Source organism: Coralloluteibacterium stylophorae, from assembly GCF_018122625.2.
Lineage (GTDB): Bacteria > Pseudomonadota > Gammaproteobacteria > Xanthomonadales > Xanthomonadaceae > Coralloluteibacterium > Coralloluteibacterium stylophorae.
The window spans coordinates 1-20681 of sequence record NZ_JAGQFT020000019.1; the positions used below are offsets into that span (position 1 = coordinate 1).

The window sequence follows — 20681 nt, forward strand, 5'->3', positions numbered from 1 at the left end:
TCCCCTCTTCGCCCGCCCCGCCCGCGCAGCAGCACCAGCACCGCGCCGGTGCCACCGAGCGCCTGCGGTGGCGAGGCGTAGGCGAGCACGTCGTCGCGGCGCTGCAGGAGGCGGTCCACCAGCGCCTTCAGCACCGGCACGCCGTCCTCCGAGCGCAGGCCCTTGCCGTGGATCACCAGCACGCAGCGCGCGCGGTTGCCGCGCGCCTCGTGCAGGAAGCTCCGCAGCAGGCGTTCGGCGCGGGCGGCATCGGCGCGGTGCAGGTCGAGTTCGCCCTGCACCGCGAACTCGCCCCGGCGCAGCCGCGCCAGGGCGTCGGGAGAGACCTCGTCGCGACGCCAGGCCAGCGCCTCGGCGGCATCGAACGAGGCCATCGGCGCCGTGCGCATCTCGCGCAGCGCGTCGAACTCGTCCTCCGCACGCTTGCGCGCCCGCGGTGCCGGGCGCGGGCGTGCCGGCGCGGGCGCGTCCGGCAGCCGGCGCACCTCGCCGATCGCCTCGCGGAACAGGGCGGCGTCGTCGTCGTCGATCGCAGGCCGGCGGCTCATGCACCAAGCCTAGCGTGCGGCGCCGCGGCCCGCATCCGCGCCCGCGCGGCGCGGCGGCGGGTTCGGGGCGCGCAGGACGATCCGCTATCATTGCCCGGTTTCCACGGGGATCCCATGCGCGTACTGGTCAGCAACGACGACGGCGTCGATGCCGCGGGCATCCGCGCCCTGGCCGACGGGCTGCGCGCGGCCGGGCACCAGGTCACGGTGGTCGCGCCCGACCGCGACCGCTCCGGCGCCAGCAACTCGCTCACGCTCGAGCACCCGATCCGGGTCAGGGAGCTCGGCGGCGGCGTCTACTGCGTCGCCGGCACGCCGACCGACTGCGTGCACCTGGCGCTGACCGGCCTGCTCGAGCAGGAGCCGGACATCGTCGTCTCCGGCGTCAACAACGTCGCCAACATGGGCGACGACGTCATCTATTCCGGGACCGTGGCCGCGGCCATGGAGGGCCGTTTCCTCGGCCTGCCCGCGGTGGCGGTGTCGCTGGCGACCGATGCCGGCTCCGGGCGCCACTACGACACCGGCGCGCGCGCGGCGGTGGAGATCATCGAGCGCCTGGCGACCGATCCGCTGCCCGCCAACACCATCCTCAACGTCAACGTGCCCGACCGCCCGTGGGCGGAGCTCGCGGGCTTCGAGGTGACCCGCCTCGGCAACCGCCACCGTTCCGAGCCCTGCGTCGCCCAGGAGGATCCGCGCGGCCGCCGGATCTGGTGGATCGGCCCGGCCGGCGCCGAACAGGACGCCGGTCCCGGCACCGACTTCCACGCGGTGCGCACCGGGCACATCTCGATCAGCCCGATCCACGTCGACCTGACCCGCTACCAGGCGCTGGAGCAGGTCGCCAGCTGGGTGTCGGGCCTGGAGCAGGAGATCGGACGCCAGTCATGATGTCGCAGTACAAGAGCCAGGCCCGCGGCCTCGGCATGACCTCGCAGCGTGCGCGCGACCGCCTCATCGAGCGGCTGCGCGAGGCCGGCATCCGCGACGAGCGGGTGCTGCTGGCGATGGCCTCGGTGCCGCGCCACCTGTTCATCGACGAGGCCCTCGCCAGCCGTGCCTACGAAGACACCGCCCTGCCGATCGGCAACGGCCAGACCATTTCGCAGCCGTGGGTGGTGGCGCGCATGACCGAGGCCCTGCTGGAGGCGCCGCCGGAAGGCCTGCCGCTGCCGCGGCGGGTGCTCGAGGTCGGCACCGGCTCCGGCTACCAGGCGGCGGTGCTGGCCGCGCTCGGCATCGAGGTCTTCAGCATCGAACGCATCGACGAACTCCTCCGCCAGGCGCGGCGCCGCCTGCGCCGGCTCGGCTTCAACGTGCGCACCCGCCACGACGACGGCCGCGTGGGCTGGGACGAGTGCGCGCCGTTCGACGGGATCATCGTCACCGCCGGCGGTGCGCTGGTGGACCCGCAGCTGCTGGCCCAGCTCGGCGACGGCGGAACCCTGGTCGCACCGGTCGGCTCGGCCAGCGGCCAGCAACTGCTGCGCCTGCGCAGGCAGGGCGAGCAGATGGACCAGGAATCGCTGGGAACGGTGGTGTTCGTGCCGCTGCTGGCGGGCGTGGTCAGCGCATGAGGCTGTTCGGTCCGCTCTACGACCGCTGCATCCAGTGGGCACGGCACCGGCATGCGGTGCGCTATCTCGCCGCACTCAGCGCGGCCGAGGCGATCGTGTTCCCGATCCCGCCCGACGTGATGCTGATCCCCATGGCGCTGGCGCAGCCGCGGCGCTGGGTGTCGGTCGCCACCGTCTGCACCGTCGCCTCGGTCCTGGGCGGGCTGGTCGGTTACCTGCTCGGCCACTTCGCGCTGGAGCTGGTGATGCCGCTGATCGAGCGCGCCGGGCAGGCCGAGACGTTCGCCGAGGTGCAGGCGCTGTTCGCGCGCTACGGCTTCTGGATCGTGCTGGTCGCCGGCTTCACGCCGATCCCGTTCAAGGTGTTCACCGTCGCCTCGGGGGCCGCCGGCATGCCGCTGCTGCCGTTCGTGCTCGGTTCGTTCGCCGGCCGCGGCGGACGCTTCTATCTGGTGGCGGCGCTGGTCGCGCTGGCGGGGCCGAAGGTCGAGCCGGTGGTGCGGCGCTACATCGAGATCGTGGGCTGGATCGTCGGCATCGCCGTACTCGCCGTGCTGGCATGGCTGCAGTTCGGGCACTGACGCGGCCCGGCCTTCGCAGGACGTGCGCGGGCATCCGGTAGGCTTGAACGCCGCTGCACTGGTGCAGGCGGAACGGGAGTGGGAGTGGAATCGAGGGGACTTCTTGGAATGACGTCGCGGATCCTCTGCGCAGTGATGGCGCTGCTGGTGCTGGGCGCCTGCGGACGCTCCGTCGTGGTCACCCGCGACACCGCGCCGTCGCGTCCGGCCGGCCGCCCGGCTGCGCCGCTGCCGGCGAGCGGCAGCTACGTCGTCGCCCGCGGCGACACCCTGTACGGCATCGCCTTCCGGCACGGGCTGGATTACCGCGAGCTCGCCGCTCGCAACGGCATCGCCGCGCCCTATACGATCTATCCCGGGCAGCGCATCCGCCTCGACGGGGCGCCGCAGCGCGCGCCGGTGGCCGCGGCCCCGCGTCCTGCCGCGCCCTTGCCCGCCGGTACGCCCGACACCACGGCCGCGCGCACGCCGCTGCCGCCGCTGCCCTCGGCGACGCCGGCAGCCACGCCGGCGCCCGCGCCGGTCGCGAGCGCGCCGAAGCCCGCGCCGGAGCCGCCCGCGCAGGTCGACACCCGCGCCGGCGCCTGGCGCTGGCCTGCGGACGGCCAGATCGTCGGCCGCTTCGTCGCCGGCGACCCGACCCGGCAGGGCCTCGACATCGCCGGCGATTCCGGCGACCCGGTGCGGGCCTCGGCGGCCGGCGTGGTGGTGTACTCGGGCGCCGGCCTGGTCGGCTACGGCGAGCTGATCATCATCAAGCACTCCGACGAGTGGCTGTCGGCCTATGGCCACAACCGCAAGCGCCTGGTCGACGAGGGCGACAGCATCGCGGCCGGCCAGCAGATCGCCGAGATGGGCCGCTCCGGCGCCAGCCGCGACATGCTGCATTTCGAGATCCGCCGCAACGGCAAGCCGACCGATCCGCTGCCGCTGCTTCCGAAGCGCTGACGGCGCGCGGGCGCCTGCGGGTCAGCCCGGCAGGAGGAAGGCGGCGACGGCGCGGCGGCCCTCGCCGACGAGCACGTTGAAGGTGCGCGCGGCCGCGGCGTTGTCCATGGCCTCGATGCCGATGCCGCGGGTGAGGCAGGCGGCCATCACCGCCGGCGCCGGGAACCTCAGCGCCGGTCCGGTACCCAGTACGACCACTTCCGGGTCCAGCGCCAGCAGGGGCGCGATGTCCCCGGGCTGCAGGTCGGCGACCTCACGCGGGCGCCAGTCCTCGAGCAGCCTGTCCGCCGAGAGCGCGAAGCTCGCCGTCAGCTCGCGCTCGTTCACCAGCACGCTCGCCGGCCCGGTGCCGCGCAGGACGTAGCGGGATTCGGCCGGGTCGAGCGAGAGATGCATGGCGGACGCGACCTTCAGCGGACCCGCGGCAGGACGATCTGCGGGTTGTCCGCCGAGCGCCGGTACAGCACGGCGGTGTTGCCGATCCGCTGCACGAGCGCGGCCTTCACGCCGTCGACCAGCTCGACGATGGCCGCGTCGCGCACCTCGCGATCGTCGGTGGCGACCTTCACCTTGATCAGCTCGTGCCGCTCGAGGACCGAATCGAGCTCGGCGAGCAGCGAGGGCGTGACGCCCTTGGCGCCGACCTGGATCAGCGGCTTGAGCGGGTGGGCGAGGCCGCGGAGGTAGCGCTTCTGGGCGGCGGCGAGATCGGACGACATGGAGGGCCAGGCCGGCGTGGCGGCGGTCGGGAAGGCCGCGCAGGTTATCATGCCGGACCGTACGTCCCTCCCGCGCCCATGCCCCGCAGCAAGAGCAGCCATCGCTGGCTCCGCGAGCACTTCGCCGATCCCTACGTCAAGAAGGCGCAGGCCGACGGCTATCGCTCGCGCGCCGCCTACAAGCTCGAGGAACTGGTGGGGCGGGACCGCCTGCTGAAGCCAGGCATGGTCGTGGTGGACCTCGGCGCGGCGCCGGGCGGCTGGTCGCAGTTCGTGCGGCAGGCGCTGGGCGACAGCGGCACGGTGGTGGCGATGGACATCCTGGAGATGCCGCCGATCGCGGGCGTGACCTTCATTCACGGCGATTTCAGGGCCGACGACGCAGTTTCGAGGCTCGACGCCGCGCTCGGGGAGCGCGCCGTGGATCTTGTGCTCTCGGACATGGCCCCCAATATGAGCGGCATGGATGCGGTCGACCAGCCGCGCGCGATGTACCTTGCCGAACTCGCCCGCGATTTCGCGCAGGATCATCTGGCGCCCGGCGGGGCCTTCCTCATCAAGCTGTTCCAGGGCGAGGGCTTCGACGCCTACGTCCAGGACCTGAAGCGCCGCTACACGCGGGTCGTGAACCGCAAGCCCGCGGCTTCCCGCCGCCGTTCCAACGAAGTGTACGCACTGGCCCAGGGCAAGCGCTGATCGCGCTGGGCGAACCGACAGGATTCAGATGAACGACCTCGCCAAGAACCTCCTGCTTTGGGTCATCGTCGCCGTGGTGCTGCTGGCGGTGTTCAACAGCTTCTCGCCGAGCACGGCGGGCGGCGGCCGCGAGGTGCCGTACTCCAGCTTCGTGCAGGAGGTGCAGAACGACGGCATCGACTCGGTCCGGGTGAGCGCCAACGAGAGCACCATCGAATTCAAGCGCTCGAACGGCGAGTCCGGGATCACCTACGCCCCGCTCGGCGACCGCGAGCAGATGTACAACGACCTGATCAACAACGGCGTCGCGGTCAGCCGCGAGCAGTCGAAGGACGGTCCGGGGCTGGGCTACATCCTGCTCAACCTGCTGCCGTACGTGATCTTCATCGGCATCTTCATCTACTTCCTGCGCCAGATGCAGTCCGGCGGCGCGGGCCGCGGCGCGATGAGCTTCGGCAAGTCGCGGGCGAAGATGCAGGGCGAGGACCAGGTCAAGGTGACCTTCGCCGACGTCGCCGGCTGCGACGAGGCCAAGGAGGAGGTCGGCGAGCTGGTCGAGTTCCTGCGCGACCCGACCCGCTTCTCCAAGCTCGGCGGCAAGATCCCGCGTGGCGTGCTGATGGTCGGCCCGCCCGGCACCGGCAAGACCCTGCTGGCGCGTGCCATCGCCGGCGAGGCCAAGGTGCCGTTCTTCTCGATCTCCGGTTCCGACTTCGTCGAGATGTTCGTCGGCGTCGGCGCCAGCCGCGTGCGCGACATGTTCGAGCAGGCCAAGAAGCACGCGCCCTGCATCATCTTCATCGACGAGATCGATGCCGTCGGCCGCCACCGCGGCGCCGGCCTCGGCGGTGGCCACGACGAGCGCGAGCAGACGCTGAACCAGCTGCTGGTCGAGATGGACGGCTTCGAGGGCGGCGAGGGCGTGATCGTGATCGCCGCGACCAACCGCCCGGACGTCCTCGACCCGGCGCTGCTGCGCCCGGGCCGCTTCGACCGCCAGGTCGTGGTCGGGCTGCCGGACGTGAAGGGCCGCGAGCAGATCCTGCGCGTGCATATGCGCAAGGTGCCGCTGGCCGACGGCGTGGACCCGATGATCATCGCCCGCGGCACGCCCGGCTTCTCCGGCGCCGACCTCGCCAACCTGGTGAACGAGGCCGCGCTGTTCGCCGCGCGCGACAACGGCCGCGACGTGCGCATGGACCACTTCGATCGCGCCCGCGACAAGATCCTGATGGGCGCCGAGCGCCGCTCGATGGCGATGAGCGACGACGAGAAGAAGCTCACCGCCTACCACGAGGCCGGCCACGCCATCGTCGGCCGCCTGGTGCCCGAGCACGATCCGGTCTACAAGGTCACGATCATCCCGCGCGGCCGCGCGCTGGGCGTGACCATGTACCTGCCGGAGGGCGACAAGTACAGCTACAACAAGGTCGCGATCGAGTCGCAGCTGTGCTCGCTGTACGGCGGCCGCATCGCCGAGGAGCTGATCTTCGGCGCCGACAAGGTCACCACCGGCGCGTCCAACGACATCGAGCGCGCCACCAAGATGGCCCGCAACATGGCCACCAAGTGGGGCCTGTCGGACGAGCTCGGCCCGATCGCCTACGGCGAGGACGAGGACGAGGTCTTCCTCGGTCGCTCGGTGACGCAGCACAAGAACGTCTCCGACGATACCGCGCGCAAGATCGACGAGGTGGTGCGCGGGATCCTGGACGGCGCCTACAAGCGCACCACCCAGATCCTCAGGGACAACCTCGACAAGCTGCACGTGATGGCCGACGCCCTGCTGCAGTACGAGACGATCGACGCCAGGCAGATCGACGCGATCATGGACGGCAAGGTGCCGCCGCCGCCGACGGGCTGGGAGGCCTCCGGCAAGCTGCCGCCGCGCCAGGGCGGCGATTCCGGGACGCCCGGCGCGATCGGCGGGCCGGCACCCTCGGTGTGATCACCCCGGCGCAGGCCGGACAGGCATGAAGCCGGAAGGCCGGGATCCGTTCCCGGCCTTCCTCGTTGCGAGGACCAGCATGTTCGACACCGTTCCCGTCCTGGACTGCGGCGGCCGCGCGCTGCGGCTCGACCGTCCGCGGGTCATGGGCATCGTCAACGTCACCCCCGACTCCTTCTCCGACGGCGGGTGCCACGCCGACTGCGATGCCGCGGTCGCGCATGGGCTGCGGCTGGTGGAGGAGGGTGCCGACATGCTCGACGTCGGCGGCGAATCGACCCGGCCGGGCGCCGACGAGGTGGGGATCGACGAGGAGCTGGCGCGCGTCGTTCCCGTCATCGAGCGCCTCGCCCGCGAGACGGCCGTGCCGATCAGCGTCGACACCTCCAAGCCGGAGGTGATGCGCGCGGCCGTGGCCGCCGGCGCGGGGATGGTCAACGACGTCTACGGCCTGCGGCGGGAGGGCGCGCTGGAAGCGGCGGCGGCGCTCGCGGTGCCGGTGGTGCTGATGCACATGCAGGGCGAGCCGCGCTCGATGCAGGACGCACCGGCCTACGACGACGTCGTCGCGGACGTGCACCGCTTCCTCGCCGAACGCATCTTCGCCGCGGAGATGGCCGGCATCGCGAAGAAGCGCCTCGTGGTCGATCCCGGCTTCGGGTTCGGCAAGGACGACGCGCACAACCTGGTCCTGCTCGCCGGGCTCGAGCGCTTCGCCAGCCTCGGCGTGCCGGTGCTGGCCGGCCTCTCGCGCAAGCGGCTGATCGGCAACCTGACCGGGCGCGAGGCGCCGGCGCAGCGCGTGCATGGCTCCACGGCGGCGGCGCTGATCGCGGCGCAGCGCGGCGCGATGCTGCTGCGCGCGCACGACGTCGCCGCCACCGTCGACGCGCTGGCGGTATGGCGGGCGGTCGCGGCGCAGCCGCGTCCGATGGCGCCCGCCGCGCCCGCGGTCCGCTGGCCGGACGAGGACTGATCCCGCGCGCATGGCGCCGCCGTCCGGCATCGATTCGCGGCCGCTCGCGATCGCCCTGATGGGGCCGACGGCCTCGGGCAAGACCGCGCTCGCGGTGGAGTGGGCGCAGCGCCTGCGCTCCGAGATCGTCAGCGTCGACTCGGCGCTGGTGTATCGCGGGCTCGACATCGGTGCGGCCAAGCCGGATGCCGCGACCCAGGCGCTGGCGCCGCACCGCCTGATCGACATCCGCGACCCGCACGAGACCTACAACGCCGGCGAGTTCGCCGTCGATGCGCTGGCGGCGATGCGCGCCATCGCGGCCGGCGGGCGGATTCCGCTGCTGGTCGGCGGCACCGGGCTGTACTTCCGCGCCCTGCTGGACGGGCTGGCGGAGATGCCGGAGTCGGATCCGGCGGTCCGCGCCGCCGTCGCGGCCGAGGCGCGCGAACGCGGCTGGGCGGCCCTGCACGCGGACCTGACGCGCGTCGATCCCGCGGCCGCCGCCCGCATCCGTCCCAGCGACCCGCAGCGGATCAGCCGCGCCGTCGAGGTCTTCCGCACCAGCGGGCGACCGTTGAGCGAGTGGCAGGCGGGCGCGCGCCGGGGCATGCGGTTCCCGTTCCGCGTGCTGCGCCTGATGCTGGCACCGGCCGACCGGGCGGTGCTGCATCAGCGCATCGCGCAGCGCTTCGACGCCATGCTCGACTCAGGCTTCCTCGCCGAAGTGCGGCGCCTGCGCAGCGACCCGCGCCTGCACCCGGACCTGCCGGCGATGCGCGCGGTCGGGTACCGGCAGGCGTGGGCGCACCTCGAGGGCGCAACGGATGCGGCCACGTTCCGAGCGCAGGCCATCGCCGCCACCCGCCAGCTGGCCAAGCGCCAGCTGACCTGGCTGCGGGCGGAGCACGCGGCGCGCTGGCTCGATCCGGTCCACCAGCGCGCTGAACTCGAGGCGGCGCTCGCCCTGTTCGTGGGCCCTTCCTCACTCGATCCAGACCGGGCCGCTGTGTAACATCGGCCCTGGCCTGCAATGGCCTCACGCCCGCGCCCCGCGCCCGCGTCGATCCAACGAGCTGCCGAAGCGCGCCGGCTGGCTGCGCGCCAAAGAAGAAGAGCAGGTGCACCATGTCCAAGGGTCAGTCCTTGCAGGACCCTTTCCTCAATGCATTGCGGCGCGAGCGGGTTCCCGTCTCGGTCTATCTCGTCAACGGCATCAAGCTGCAGGGGACGATCGAGTCCTTCGACCAGTTCGTGGTCCTGCTGCGCAACACCGTCAGCCAGATGGTCTACAAGCACGCGATCTCGACGGTGGTGCCGGCGCGCAACGTGCGCGTGGGCGCGGCGCCGTCGACGGCGGCCGCCGAGGCCGGCGACGAGGCCGAGGCCTGACCGGGGCGGGTCCGAGCGTTCGATGTTCGATCGATCCCGTCGCGGCGAGCACGCGCTCCTGATCCATCCGCACCGCTCCGGCGCCGATCCGGATGCGGAGCAGGAGTTCAACGAGCTCGCGCGTTCGGCCGGGGCCGAGGTGGTGGCCAGCCTCGGCGCGCGGCTGGAGCGGCCGAACCCGGCGACCCTGATCGGCAGCGGCAAGGTCGAGGAGGCGAAGTTGGCGGCGGATGCCTCCGGCGCCGACCTCGTGCTGGTCGACCACCAGCTCTCGCCGGTGCAGGAGCGCAACCTGGAGAAGGCGCTCGGGCGGCGCGTCGTCGACCGCACCGGCCTGATCCTGGACATCTTCGCCCTGCGTGCGCGCTCGCACGAGGGCAAGCTGCAGGTCGAGCTGGCCCAGCTCCGGCACCTGGCAACGCGCCTGGTCCGCGGCTGGACCCATCTCGAGCGCCAGCGCGGCGGCTCGATCGGCCTGCGCGGCCCCGGCGAGACGCAGCTCGAGACCGACCGCCGCCTGCTGCAGAAGCGCGTCGACATGCTGCAGAAGCGCCTGGACAAGGTCGAGGTGCAGCACGCGCAGATGCGGCGCGCGCGCGAGCGCAACGCGATCCCGCGCGTGGCCCTGGTCGGCTACACCAATGCCGGCAAGTCGACCCTGTTCAACACGCTCACCGGCGCCGGCGCCTATGCCGCGGACCAGCTGTTCGCCACGCTCGACCCGACCGTGCGCCGCCTGCGCCTGCCGGGCGCCGGCGTGCTGGTGCTGGCCGACACGGTGGGGTTCGTGCGCGACCTCCCGCACGAACTGGTCGCCGCTTTCCGCTCGACGCTGTCGGAGGCGCGCGAGGCCGACCTGCTGCTGCATCTGGTGGACGCCGCCGATCCGCTGCGCGAGGAGCGCATCGCCCAGGTCGACGCGGTGCTGGAGGAGATCGGCGCCGGCGATCTCCCGCAGGTCCTGCTGTTCAACAAGATCGACCGGATCGAGGGCGCGGTCGCGCGCCACGACCCCGCGGTCGGCGGCAGCCGCGAGCGCATCTGGATGTCGGCGCAGCGCGGCGACGGGCTCGACCTGCTGCGCGACGCCCTCGACGCGCGCTTCCGTAGCCGCCGGGTGGTCGGCGAGCTCGACCTGCCGCCGCAGGCCGGGCGTCTGCGCGCGCGCCTGCATGCGCTGGAGGCGGTGGCCGGGGAGACGGCCGGCGAGCACGGCTGGCGGGTGCGCGTCGACCTGCCGGCGGCGGTGGCCGAGCAGCTCGCCGCGGAGGCGGACGGCGCACCGCTCAGGGCGCTGCTGCCCGCGCGCGAGGAAACTGACTGAGCGCGGCCCTGCGCGCGGCGGCGCGGTTGAGACCCCGCTCCGCGCTACCTACAATCGAGCGATTTTCACCTGCGGAGGCGCCACGGCGCGTCCGCGTCTGCGACGGAGCCTGCATGGCCTGGAACGAGCCCGGACAGGGCAAGAAGGACCCTTGGAAGGGCAAGAACCCCGATTCGGAGGTCGATGCCTTCCTGACGCGGCTCAAGGGCGTGTTCGGCGGCGGCCGCGGCGACGACGGCGGGGGCCGCTCCGGTGGCGGGCGCGACAACGGCTTCAATCCGCTGTGGCTGATCCTGCTGCTGCTCGCGGTGTGGCTGGTGTTCGACAGCTTCCAGCTCATCAACGAACGCCAGCGCGGCGTGGTGCTGCGCTTCGGCGAGTTCGCACGGGTGATGCAGCCGGGCGCCAACTTCAAGCTGCCGTCGCCGATCGAGACGGTCTACAAGGTCGACGTCACCAGCGTGCGCCGGGTCGCCGACCAGGTGCGCATGCTCACGCGCGACGAGAACATCGTGCAGATCAACTACGAGGTCCAGTACACGGTGTCGGACCCGAACCTGTTCCTGTTCGGCGACGCCGCGCCCGAGGAGACCCTGCGGCACGCGGCGGAAGCGGCGGTGCGCGACGTGGTCGGCGGCAGCGAGATGGACAGCGTCCTGACCGGCGAACGCGCGGCGCTCGCGGCCAAGGCGCGCGAGCTGCTGCAGGTCTCGCTCGACGCCTACCACACCGGCATCCAGGTCTCGACCTTCGCCATGCCGGACGCGCGCCCGCCGGTCGAGGTGCGCGACGCCTTCGACGACGCGATCAGCGCGCGCGAGGACAAGGAGCGCATCGAGAGCGAGGCGCGGGCCTACGCCAGCACGGTGGTGCCAGAGGCGCGCGGCGCCGCCGCGCGCATCCGCACCGAGGCCGAGGGCTACAAGGCCGCGGCGCTGAGCCGCGCCGAGGGCGACGCCGAGCGCTTCAGCCTGCTCGCCGACGAGTACCGCCAGGCGCCCGAGGTGACCCGCCGCCGACTGTACCTGGAGACCATGCAGCAGGTGCTCGCGGCGAGCCGCAAGGTCTATTCCGGCGACACCGGCAACGTGCTCTACCTGCCGGCCGATGGCCAGGCGGCGCCAGCCGGTGGCAGCGTCTCGCGCCTGCCGGCGGCCTCGTCCTCGCTGCCCGACCGGCCGGTCGGTGGCAGCAATTCGAACGGGGCGACGTCCGCGCCGGCCAGGCCGATCCAGAACGAACCGCGCCCGACGCGCGGCAGCCGCGGGGAGGGCCGCTGATGAAGCCGATCACCATCGCCATCGTGGCGCTCGTCGTCCTGCTCGGCCTGGGCTCGATGTTCCGGGTCAAGGAAAACGAGGTCGGGATGGTCATCCAGCTCGGTCGCATCGTCCGCAGCGACATCGACCCCGGCCTGCACTTCAAGCTGCCCCTGGTGCAGAGCGTGCTCACCTTCGATCGCCGCATCCAGACGCTGGAGTCCGCGCCGGAGCGCTACCTGACCAGCGAGAAGAAGGACGTCAGCGTCGACTTCTTCGTCAAGTGGCGCGTCGAGGACGCCCGTCGCTACTACACCGCCACCGGCGGCCAGGCCACCGATGCGATGCAGCGCCTCGACCCGGTGGTCAAGCAGGCGATCCGCAACGAGATCAACCAGCGCACCCTGCGCGAGGTGGTCGTCGATGCGCGCACCAACCTGTCCGAGCGCTTCGTCGAGGTCGCCAACCGCGCCGCCGGCGGACTCGGCATCGAGGTGGTCGACGTGCGCATCAAGCGCATCGACCTCCCCGAGGACAGCGGCGTGCTCGACTCGGTGTTCCGCCGCATGCGCGCCGAGCGCACGCGGGTGGCCAACGAGCTGCGCGCCGAGGGCGACGAGATCCGGCAGACGATCCAGTCGGAGGCCGACCGCCAGCGCGCGGTGATCCTGGCCGAGGCCGAACGCGACGCACAGCGCCTGCGCGGCGAAGGCGATGCGGGGGCCGCGGAGACCTACGCCCAGGCCTATGGCCAGGACCCGGAGTTCTACGGCTTCTACAAGAGCCTGGAGACCTACCGCGAGTCCTTCTCGGGCGGTGGCGACGTGCTGGTCCTCGATCCCGATTCCGAGCTGATGCGCTACTTCGAGCAGGCCGGGCAAGCGCGCTGATCCGTGAGCAGCGACCTGTGGGCGGCCCTGTGCCTGGTCATGGTGATCGAGGGGCTGATGCTCTTCGCGGCGCCGCGCGTGTGGAAGCGCGCGGCGCTGGGCATGATCCGCACCCCCAGCCGCAGCCTGCGCGTGGCCGGCGCGGTCAGCATCTGCATCGGGCTGGCCTGCCTCTACGCCGTGCGCGGCTGGAGCGCCTGAACGTCCCGCCCGGCGGTGGCTGCGGCGGGCGCGGTTTTCTTGGATAATGCGCAAAAGCCGGGGCCAGCCTCGGCTTTTTCCGTGTCTGGGGATGCGGGCAGGGCGTTCGCGGCCCGCCCGGTTCCGCACGGCGACTTCCGCCGCGGCCCCTGGCCGCCGGCGATCCGAACAGCAAAGGAGCAAGTCCGTGGGCCAGTCAGTCGTCGTTCTCGGTGCCCAGTGGGGTGACGAGGGCAAGGGCAAGATCGTCGATCTCCTGACCGAGCAGGTCGGTGCGGTGGTGCGCTTCCAGGGCGGCCACAACGCCGGCCACACCCTGGTCATCGGCGGCAAGAAGACCGTGCTGCACCTGATCCCCTCGGGCATCCTGCGCGAGGGCGTGCTGTGCCTGATCGGCAACGGCGTGGTGCTGAGCCCGGCGGCGCTGCAGAAGGAGATCGCCGAGCTCGAGGCGACCGGCATCGACGTGCGCTCGCGGCTGAAGATCAGCCCGGCGACGCCGCTGATCATGCCCTACCACATCGCCCTGGATCAGGCCCGCGAGAAGGCGGCAGGCGGCAAGGCTATCGGCACCACCGGTCGCGGCATCGGCCCCGCCTACGAGGACAAGGTCGCGCGCCGCGGCGTGCGCGTGGCAGACCTCGCCTACCCCGAGCAGCTCGCCGAGAAGCTGCGCGGCACGCTCGACTACCACAACTTCGTGCTGACCAAGTACCTGGGCGTCGAGCCGGTCGACTTCCAGAAGACCCTCGACGAGGTGCTGGCCTTCGGCGAGTACGTCGAGCCGATGAAGCACGACGTCGCCGGCCTGCTGCACGACCTGCGCAAGCAGGGCAAGCGCATCCTGTTCGAGGGCGCGCAGGGCTCGCTGCTCGACATCGACCACGGCACCTATCCCTACGTCACCTCGTCCAACACCACCACCGGCGGCGCGCTCGCCGGCACCGGCGTCGGGCCCGAGGCGATCGACTACGTGCTCGGCATCGCCAAGGCCTACGCCACCCGCGTCGGCGGCGGCCCGTTCCCGACCGAGCTGCACGACGAGACCGGCGAGGCGATCCGCGAGCGCGGCCAGGAATTCGGCGCCACCACCGGACGGCCGCGCCGCTGCGGCTGGATCGACATCGTCGCGCTCAAGCGCGCGGTGGCGATCAACGGCATCACCGGCCTGTGCGTGACCAAGCTCGACGTGCTCGACGGGCTGTCGAGCCTGAAGATGTGCATCGCCTACAAGTACCGCGGCAAGACCACCGAGTACGCGCCGCTGGATGCCGAGGGCTGGAACGAGTGCGAGCCGGAGTACCTGGAGTTCCCCGGCTGGAGCGAGTCGACCCACGACATCACCGAGTGGGACAGGCTGCCGCCGGCGGCGCGGGCCTACCTGCGTTCGCTGGAGGAACTGGTCGGCTGTCCGATCGCGATGGTGTCGACCGGGCCGGACCGCAACTCCAACATCGTGCTGGCCGACCCGTTCGCCTGAGGCCGCGCCGGCGCACCCACGAAGGCCGCAGCGATGCGGCCTTCGTCGTTTCGGCGCCCGCGGCGCTGCAAGGAGACCTGCGATGAACGCCAATGCTTCCCCTGTCCGCACCCGCCTCGATGCGCTGCGCGAGGCGATGTCCGGCGCCGGCGTGGATGCGGTGCTGATCCCGTCGTCGGATCCGCATCTGTCGGAGTACCTGCCGGCGCGCTGGCAGGCGCGCGAGTGGTTCAGCGGCTTCGCCGGCTCGGCCGGCACCCTGGCCGTCACCGCGGATGCGGCGGCGCTCTGGGTCGACAGCCGCTACTGGGAACAGGCCGCAGCGCAGCTCGCCGACGGTGGCGTCGCGATGGAGAAGCTGCCGGAGTCGCGCGCACCGGTGTGGATGGAGTGGCTCGCCGGACATGTGCCAGGCGGCGGCAGCGTCGCCGTCGACGGCGCGGTGCTGGCGCTCTCGGTCGCCGGTCGCCTGGAGCGGGCCCTGGCTGCGCGCGACGTGCGCCTGCGCATCGACCTCGACGTCGCCGGCCTCGCCTGGCCGCAGCGGCCGAAGCTGCCCGATGCGCCGGTGACCGCCCATGATCCGGCGTTCGCGGGCGCGCCGAGGCAGGAACGCCTCGCCCGGCTGCGTGCGGCGATGGCGGAGCAGGGCGCCGACTGGCACCTCGTCTCGAGCCTCGACGACGTCGCCTGGCTGCTGACCCTGCGCGGCAGCGACGTGCCCTACAACCCCGTGTTCCTCGCGCACCTGCTGGTCGGCCCCGACGACGCGCAGCTCTTCGTCGGCGCCGGCAAGCTGGCGCCGGAGCTCGCCGAGGCCCTCGCCGCCGACGGCGTGCGCGTGCGCGACTACGGCGATCTCGCCGCGACGCTCGCGATCCTGCCCGCGCGCGCGCGGCTGCTGTTCGATCCCGACCGCGTCACCGTCGGCGTGCTCGCGCCATTGCCGGACGCGGTGTCGCGGATCGAGGCCGCCAATCCGAGCACGCTGTGCAAGGCGTGCAAGAGCGAGGTGGAGGCCCGCCACATCCGCGCGGCGATGGAGGAGGACGGCGCCGCACTGTGCACCGCGTTCGCGCGCATCGAGGCCGTGCTCGGGGCGGGCGGGACGCTGAGCGAGCTCGACGTCGACGCGGTCCTGCTCGAGGAGCGCGCGCGCCGGCCGGGCTTCGTCTCGCCGAGCTTCCCGACCATCGCCGGCTTCAATGCCAACGGCGCCATGCCGCACTACCGCGCGACGGAAGAGGCACATGCGACGATCGCGGGCGACGGCCTGCTGCTGGTCGATTCCGGCGCGCAGTACGTCGGCGGCACGACCGACGTCACCCGCATGCTGCCGGTCGGCACGCCCTCGGCCGGGCAGAAGGCGGATTGCGCGCGCGTGCTCAAGGGACTGATCGCCCTCTCTCGCGCGCGCTTCCCGCACGGCATCGCCGCGCCGCTGCTGGACGCCATCGCGCGGGCGCCGCTGTGGGCCGACGGCGTCGACTACGGCCACGGCACCGGCCACGGCGTCGGCTATTTCCTCAACGTCCACGAGGGTCCGCAGGTGCTGTCGTGGCGCGCGACGCCGTCGCCGCGGATGGCGATGCGGCCGGGCATGGTGAGCTCGATCGAGCCCGGCACCTACCGCGCCGGGCAGTGGGGCGTGCGCATCGAGAACCTGGTCATGAACCGCGAGGCGGCAGGCGCCGGCTTCGGCGACTTCCTCGCCTTCGAGACCTTGACCCTGTGCCCGATCGACCTGCGCTGCGTGGAGCTGTCGATGCTCGACGCCGGCGAGCGTGCGTGGGTCGACGCCTACCACGCCGAGGTGCGCGCGCGGCTCGCGCCCAGGCTTGCCGGCGCCGCGCACGACTGGCTGCTCGCGCGTACCGCTGCGGTGGCGGCGGACGGCTGATCGCCGGCGCGCTTCGCGCACGTCCGCGGCGACGCGCGTGGCGAAATCGCGCCGGCGCATCCGGTGGGGAACTGCGGACAACAAAAAACCCGCTCGATGAGCGGGTTCTTTGCGAGGCATCGGGCGGGGCCGTCAGCCTTGTGTTGGTGCCCAGGAGAGGACTCGAACCTCCACGTTCTCGCGAACGCTAGCACCTGAAGCTAGTGCGTCTACCAATTCCGCCACCTGGGCAAGTCTCGCCGGAGCGAGCAGCGCAATTTACGCGTGCCACGGCGATGTTGTCAACGATCCGTGCGGAGATTTCGCAGGTGGCGTCGCCCGCGGTCGCCCCGCGCCGAGATTCGCCCGGTCGATGACGACGCCGGTCGGCGAACGTCGGCGGAGGCTCACGGGGCGGCGTGTACCATCGTCGGCATGAGCAAACCCACCAAGCGCGGCAAGGGCCGCGCCAGCAGGCAGCCAGGCTGGCTGCCCGAGCCCGCACCTGCGGCCGCTTCCGCAAAACGCGCGTCGCGCAGGAGTCCAGCGGCCGCCTCCGGCGCGGAAGGGGCACCCGCCGCCGGCCAGGCCCCGACGAAGCGCACGCGCAAGGACAAGCCGCCGCGCACGCCGGCCGCCGCCGCGCGCGCCGCCGCACGACGACAGGACCGCGGCGATGCCGCGCCCGGCTACGTCGATCCGCACGCCGAGCGCGAGTCGCTGAAGTACGAGAACCCGATCGCCAGCCGCGAGGTGATCCTGTCGGTGCTGGGCGAGGCGGAAGGACCGCTCGACGCCGAGGCGCTGGCCGACATCCTCGGGCTGACCGCGCCGGACCGCTTCTTCGCCCTGACCAAGCGCCTGGGCGCCATGCTCCGCGACGGCCAGCTGCTGGCCAACCGCCGCGGCGGCTACGCCGTCGCGACCAAGCTCGACCTGATCCCCGGCACCGTCATCGCCAACCCGGAAGGCTTCGGCTTCCTGCGCACCGACGTCGGCGGCGACGACCTGTTCCTGCCGCCGGCCGAGCTGCGCAAGGCGATGCATGGCGACCGCGTGCTGGCCAGCGTCACCGGCGTGGACCGTCGCGGTCGCCGCGAGGGCGCGATCGTCGAGGTGCTCGAACGCCGCACCACGCGCCTGATCGGCCGCTTCATCGAGGAGAACGGCATCGGCTTCGTCGACCCCGACGACCGCCGCCTGACCCGCAACGTGATGATCCCGCCCGATGCGCGCGGCGAGGCCCGGGTCAACCAGCTGGTGATCTGCGAGATCACCCGGCCGCAGACGCAGTCGAGCCCGGCCTTCGGCCGCGTGCTGACTGTGCTCGGCGACCGTCTGACGCCGTCGCTGGTGGTGACCACCGCGATCCACGGGCACGAGATCCCCGACGTGTTCCCGCCGGAGGTGCTCGACCAGGCCGCGGCCGTGCCGGTCGAGGTCGATCAGGCCGTGGCCGCGGCGCGCGTCGACCTGCGCGAGGTGCCGCTGGTCACCATCGACGGCGAGGACGCCAAGGACTTCGACGACGCGGTGTGGTGCGAGCCCAACCGCAGCGGCTTCCGCCTGATCGTGGCGATCGCCGACGTCTCGCACTACGTCAAGCCGGGCACGCCGCTGGACGACGAGGCGCAGAAGCGTGCGACATCGGTGTACTTCCCGGGCTTCGTGGTGCCGATGCTGCCGGAGTCGCTGTCCAACGGCATCTGCTCGCTGATGCCGAAGGTCGACCGCATGTGCTTCGTCTGCGACATGCAGGTCGACCGCGACGGCAACGTGCGCGACTCGAGGTTCTACGAGGCGGTGATGCGCTCGCACGCGCGGCTGACCTACACCCAGGTGTGGAACGCGGTCGGCGACGACGCGCTGGAGGCCGACCGCGACGATGCGCGCGGCCGTATCGGCGTGCTGATGCCGCAGGTCGAGCGCCTGCACCAGCTCTACCAGGTGCTGGCGAAGGCGCGGCAGAAGCGCGGCGCGATCGAGTTCGAGACCTCCGAGACGCGCTTCGTGATCGGCCCCGCCGGCGAGGTCGTGCAGGCCGGCATGCTGCCTCGCAACGATGCGCACAAGCTGATCGAGGAGTGCATGATCGCGGCCAACGTCGAGGCCGCGCGGCACCTGATGGCGCGCGGCATTCCCGCGCCTTTCCGCATCCACGAGCGCCCGCCGGAGCAGAAGTACGCCGACCTCCTGGAGTTCCTGCAGGAGTTCAAGCTGAAGATGCCGGCGTGGTCGAAGGTGAGGCCGAAGGATTTCACCGCGCTGCTGAAGAAGATCCGCGAGCGGCCGGATGCGCCGCTGATCGAGTCGGTGCTGCTGCGCAGCCAGAGCCTGGCGGTGTATTCGGCCGAGAACGTCGGCCACTTCGGCCTCGCACTGGAGGCCTACGCGCACTTCACCTCGCCGATCCGGCGCTATCCCGACCTGCTGGTGCATCGCGCGATCAAGCATGCGCTGGCCGGCGGCAAGGCCAGCAGCTACGGCTACAGCGCGCACGACATGGTCGCGCTCGCGCTGCAGTGCTCGGAGCGCGAGCGCCGCGCGACCGAGGCCGAGCGCGAGGTCGACGAACGCTTCCGCGCGGCGTGGATGGAGAAGCACGTCGGCTCCGAGTTCGACGGCACCATCAGCGGTGTGGCCTCGTTCGGCGTGTTCGTCGAGCTCGACGACTCCAAGGTCAACGGCCTGATCCACGTGACCCAGCTGCCGCACGACTACTACCATTTCGATCCCGTGCGGAAGCTGATGAGCGGCGAACGCCGCGGGATGGAGTTCCGGCTCGGCGACCGCGTACGCATCCAGGTGCTGCGCGCCAGCGTCGAGGACCGGCGGATCGATTTCCGCCTGGCGGGCGAGGAGCGCGAACGCGCGAGCGTCAAGTCCGGGCGGCGCAGGAAGGGCTGAGTCATGAGCAGTACCCATTGGGTCGTCGGCATCAACGCGGTCGCCGCGGCCCTGGAGAACGACGCCGAGCACGTGCGCGAGGTGCTGGTCGAGGCCGGCGCGAAGAACCCGCGCGTGCAGGCGCTCGAGCGCGAGGCCGGCGACATCGGCCTCACCGTGCGCCGGGTCTCGGCGCAGGCGCTCGACGGCATCAGCGGCGGCGCGCGCCACCAGGGCGCCGCCGCCCGCTACGAGGCAGCGCGCACCTGGGACGAGCGCGAGCTGCCCGGGCTGGTCGAGAACGCAGGCGGGCGCGCGCTGGTGCTGGTGCTCGACGGCGTGCAGGACCCGCACAACCTCGGCGCCTGCCTGCGCAGCGCGGCCGCCGCCAACGCGACGGCGGTGGTCATCCCGAAGGACAAGTCGGCGCCGGTCAACGCCACCGTGCGCAAGACCGCCTCCGGCGCCGCCGACCGCATTCCGGTGGTGCGCGTGACCAACCTCGCGCGCAGCCTGCGCACGCTCAAGGACGCCGGCGTCTGGGTCTACGGGCTGGCCGGCGAGGGCGAGGGCACCCTGTACGGGCTCGACCTCGAGGGCAACGTGGCGCTGGTGCTGGGCGGCGAGGGCGAGGGCCTGCGCCGGCTGACGCGCGAACAGTGCGACGGCCTGGTGCGCATTCCGATGCCGGGGCAGATGGAGAGCCTCAACGTTTCGGTGGCTGCCGGCGTGGCGCTGTTCGAGGCGGTGCGCCAGCGCGGCTGACGCTTCCTCGGTCGCGGCGCGGCGGCTAAGCTGCCATGCGTGTCCGTATGGAGTGTGCGAGATGGCCGATCGGCTGATGTGGTTCGACTGGCTGGGGCTCGGCGGCGTGGCCGCCATCCTGGTCGCCCAGCTGCTGCTGCAGATCGGCGCCTGGCGCGGGGACCGCATCAGCTTCCAGGCGCTGAACCTGGTCGGCGCGCTGTGCACGCTGTTCAGCCTGGTCTATACGCTGGAGCTGTCGACCTTCGTGATCCTGCCGCTCGCCTGGGCGCTGATCAGCGGCGTCGGCATCTACCTCAACGTCGGCAGGCGCCGGGTGCGCGAGGTGGATGCGCCGGCGCCGCGCAATGGCGATCCCGGCGGCGCGGGCGGCAGTCGCGCCTCGGGGCCGCCGCCGTTCTGAGGCGGAAAGAGGCGAAAGAGGAACGCCGCGGATGCCGCGGCGTTTTTCTTCGTGGCGCTGCCGTCGGGGCTGAAGCCCCTCCCACAGGAGCCCCCGCCGATCGCGGCTGAAGCCGCTCCTTGTATCTCGACAGCGCCCCGATGAAGGGGCACTGTCCCCGACCGATCATCGGGGGAGGGTGGGACGCCCGAGCCGCTCCTGAAGCCATCGAGCTTGCATCGTAGATC

General features: G+C 72.2%; 21 protein-coding genes and 1 tRNA gene. 18 read left to right on the forward strand and 4 right to left on the reverse strand.

Annotated features, from left to right (window positions below; genetic code table 11):
• On the reverse strand, positions 1 to 548 hold a 548-nt coding region (locus tag KB893_RS17865; RefSeq protein WP_213173963.1), incomplete at its 3' end, for a Smr/MutS family protein.
• A gap of 114 nt (positions 549 to 662) precedes the next feature.
• Here KB893_RS17865 and surE point away from each other — a divergent pair.
• The 4 genes from surE (at position 663) to KB893_RS17885 (ending at position 3657) form a co-directional block, all read left to right on the forward strand.
• Positions 663 to 1442, forward strand: a complete 780-nt coding sequence (surE, locus tag KB893_RS17870; protein ID WP_211927762.1) for a 5'/3'-nucleotidase SurE — start codon at positions 663 to 665, stop codon at positions 1440 to 1442.
• Positions 1439 to 2128, forward strand: coding sequence for a protein-L-isoaspartate(D-aspartate) O-methyltransferase (locus tag KB893_RS17875; protein ID WP_377731437.1), 690 nt, complete (start codon positions 1439 to 1441; stop codon positions 2126 to 2128). Before surE ends, KB893_RS17875 begins: the two co-directional genes overlap by 4 nt.
• Positions 2125 to 2709 carry a YqaA family protein gene (locus tag KB893_RS17880; protein WP_211927763.1) on the forward strand — a complete coding sequence of 195 codons (585 nt, stop codon included), beginning with the start codon at positions 2125 to 2127 and terminating at the stop codon, positions 2707 to 2709. Before KB893_RS17875 ends, KB893_RS17880 begins: the two co-directional genes overlap by 4 nt.
• A gap of 108 nt (positions 2710 to 2817) precedes the next feature.
• Positions 2818 to 3657, forward strand: a complete 840-nt coding sequence (locus KB893_RS17885; protein ID WP_211927764.1) for a peptidoglycan DD-metalloendopeptidase family protein — start codon at positions 2818 to 2820, stop codon at positions 3655 to 3657.
• 21 nt (positions 3658 to 3678) lie between these two features.
• Here KB893_RS17885 and KB893_RS17890 read toward each other — a convergent pair whose 3' ends face one another.
• Positions 3679 to 4053 (reverse strand): Mth938-like domain-containing protein, encoded by a 375-nt coding sequence (locus tag KB893_RS17890; protein ID WP_211927765.1) that lies wholly within the window; start codon positions 4051 to 4053, stop codon positions 3679 to 3681.
• 14 nt (positions 4054 to 4067) lie between these two features.
• Positions 4068 to 4376, reverse strand: coding sequence for a ribosome assembly RNA-binding protein YhbY (gene yhbY, locus KB893_RS17895; RefSeq protein ID WP_211927768.1), 309 nt, complete (start codon positions 4374 to 4376; stop codon positions 4068 to 4070).
• A gap of 78 nt (positions 4377 to 4454) precedes the next feature.
• Between yhbY and rlmE the strand changes: the two genes are divergently transcribed.
• The 11 genes from rlmE (at position 4455) to KB893_RS17950 (ending at position 16421) form a co-directional block, all read left to right on the forward strand.
• A complete protein-coding gene (gene rlmE, locus KB893_RS17900) occupies positions 4455 to 5072 on the forward strand; it encodes a 23S rRNA (uridine(2552)-2'-O)-methyltransferase RlmE (protein WP_211927766.1) in 618 nt (205 codons plus the stop codon).
• A 28-nt stretch (positions 5073 to 5100) separates the two neighbouring features.
• Entirely contained in the window at positions 5101 to 7020 is a 1920-nt protein-coding gene (gene ftsH, locus KB893_RS17905; RefSeq protein WP_213173964.1) for an ATP-dependent zinc metalloprotease FtsH, read from the forward strand.
• A gap of 79 nt (positions 7021 to 7099) precedes the next feature.
• Positions 7100 to 7996, forward strand: coding sequence for a dihydropteroate synthase (folP, locus tag KB893_RS17910; protein WP_211927587.1), 897 nt, complete (start codon positions 7100 to 7102; stop codon positions 7994 to 7996).
• A gap of 10 nt (positions 7997 to 8006) precedes the next feature.
• Positions 8007 to 8990, forward strand: coding sequence for a tRNA (adenosine(37)-N6)-dimethylallyltransferase MiaA (miaA, locus tag KB893_RS17915; protein ID WP_211927586.1), 984 nt, complete (start codon positions 8007 to 8009; stop codon positions 8988 to 8990).
• Positions 8991 to 9103: 113 nt separating this feature from the next.
• Positions 9104 to 9367, forward strand: coding sequence for an RNA chaperone Hfq (gene hfq / locus KB893_RS17920; RefSeq protein ID WP_213173965.1), 264 nt, complete (start codon positions 9104 to 9106; stop codon positions 9365 to 9367).
• Between the two features lie 22 nt (positions 9368 to 9389).
• A complete protein-coding gene (gene hflX / locus KB893_RS17925; protein ID WP_211927584.1) occupies positions 9390 to 10691 on the forward strand; it encodes a ribosome rescue GTPase HflX in 1302 nt (433 codons plus the stop codon).
• Between the two features lie 113 nt (positions 10692 to 10804).
• Positions 10805 to 11971 carry an FtsH protease activity modulator HflK gene (gene hflK, locus KB893_RS17930; RefSeq protein ID WP_213173966.1) on the forward strand — a complete coding sequence of 389 codons (1167 nt, stop codon included), beginning with the start codon at positions 10805 to 10807 and terminating at the stop codon, positions 11969 to 11971.
• Positions 11971 to 12840, forward strand: coding sequence for a protease modulator HflC (hflC, locus tag KB893_RS17935; RefSeq protein ID WP_211927582.1), 870 nt, complete (start codon positions 11971 to 11973; stop codon positions 12838 to 12840). Before hflK ends, hflC begins: the two co-directional genes overlap by 1 nt.
• A 3-nt stretch (positions 12841 to 12843) precedes the next feature.
• Positions 12844 to 13041 (forward strand): DUF2065 domain-containing protein, encoded by a 198-nt coding sequence (locus KB893_RS17940; RefSeq protein ID WP_211927581.1) that lies wholly within the window; start codon positions 12844 to 12846, stop codon positions 13039 to 13041.
• A 187-nt stretch (positions 13042 to 13228) separates the two neighbouring features.
• Positions 13229 to 14521, forward strand: a complete 1293-nt coding sequence (locus KB893_RS17945; RefSeq protein WP_213173967.1) for an adenylosuccinate synthase — start codon at positions 13229 to 13231, stop codon at positions 14519 to 14521.
• Positions 14522 to 14603: 82 nt separating this feature from the next.
• Positions 14604 to 16421 (forward strand): aminopeptidase P family protein, encoded by a 1818-nt coding sequence (locus tag KB893_RS17950; RefSeq protein ID WP_211928080.1) that lies wholly within the window; start codon positions 14604 to 14606, stop codon positions 16419 to 16421.
• Between the two features lie 144 nt (positions 16422 to 16565).
• On the opposite strand, the gene KB893_RS17955 is transcribed toward KB893_RS17950, so the two are convergent.
• Positions 16566 to 16652: transfer RNA gene (locus tag KB893_RS17955), tRNA-Leu, on the reverse strand.
• A 183-nt stretch (positions 16653 to 16835) separates the two neighbouring features.
• Between KB893_RS17955 and rnr the strand changes: the two genes are divergently transcribed.
• The 3 genes from rnr to KB893_RS17970 all read left to right on the forward strand — a co-directional run bounded on the left by rnr (position 16836) and on the right by KB893_RS17970 (position 20454).
• On the forward strand, positions 16836 to 19307 hold the full coding sequence (rnr, locus tag KB893_RS17960) for a ribonuclease R (protein ID WP_213173968.1): 2472 nt from the start codon (positions 16836 to 16838) through the stop codon (positions 19305 to 19307).
• A gap of 3 nt (positions 19308 to 19310) precedes the next feature.
• Positions 19311 to 20051 (forward strand): 23S rRNA (guanosine(2251)-2'-O)-methyltransferase RlmB, encoded by a 741-nt coding sequence (gene rlmB, locus KB893_RS17965; RefSeq protein WP_211928198.1) that lies wholly within the window; start codon positions 19311 to 19313, stop codon positions 20049 to 20051.
• A 61-nt stretch (positions 20052 to 20112) separates the two neighbouring features.
• Positions 20113 to 20454 carry a CBU_0592 family membrane protein gene (locus KB893_RS17970; RefSeq protein ID WP_211928199.1) on the forward strand — a complete coding sequence of 114 codons (342 nt, stop codon included), beginning with the start codon at positions 20113 to 20115 and terminating at the stop codon, positions 20452 to 20454.
• Positions 20455 to 20681: the final 227 nt, after the last annotated feature.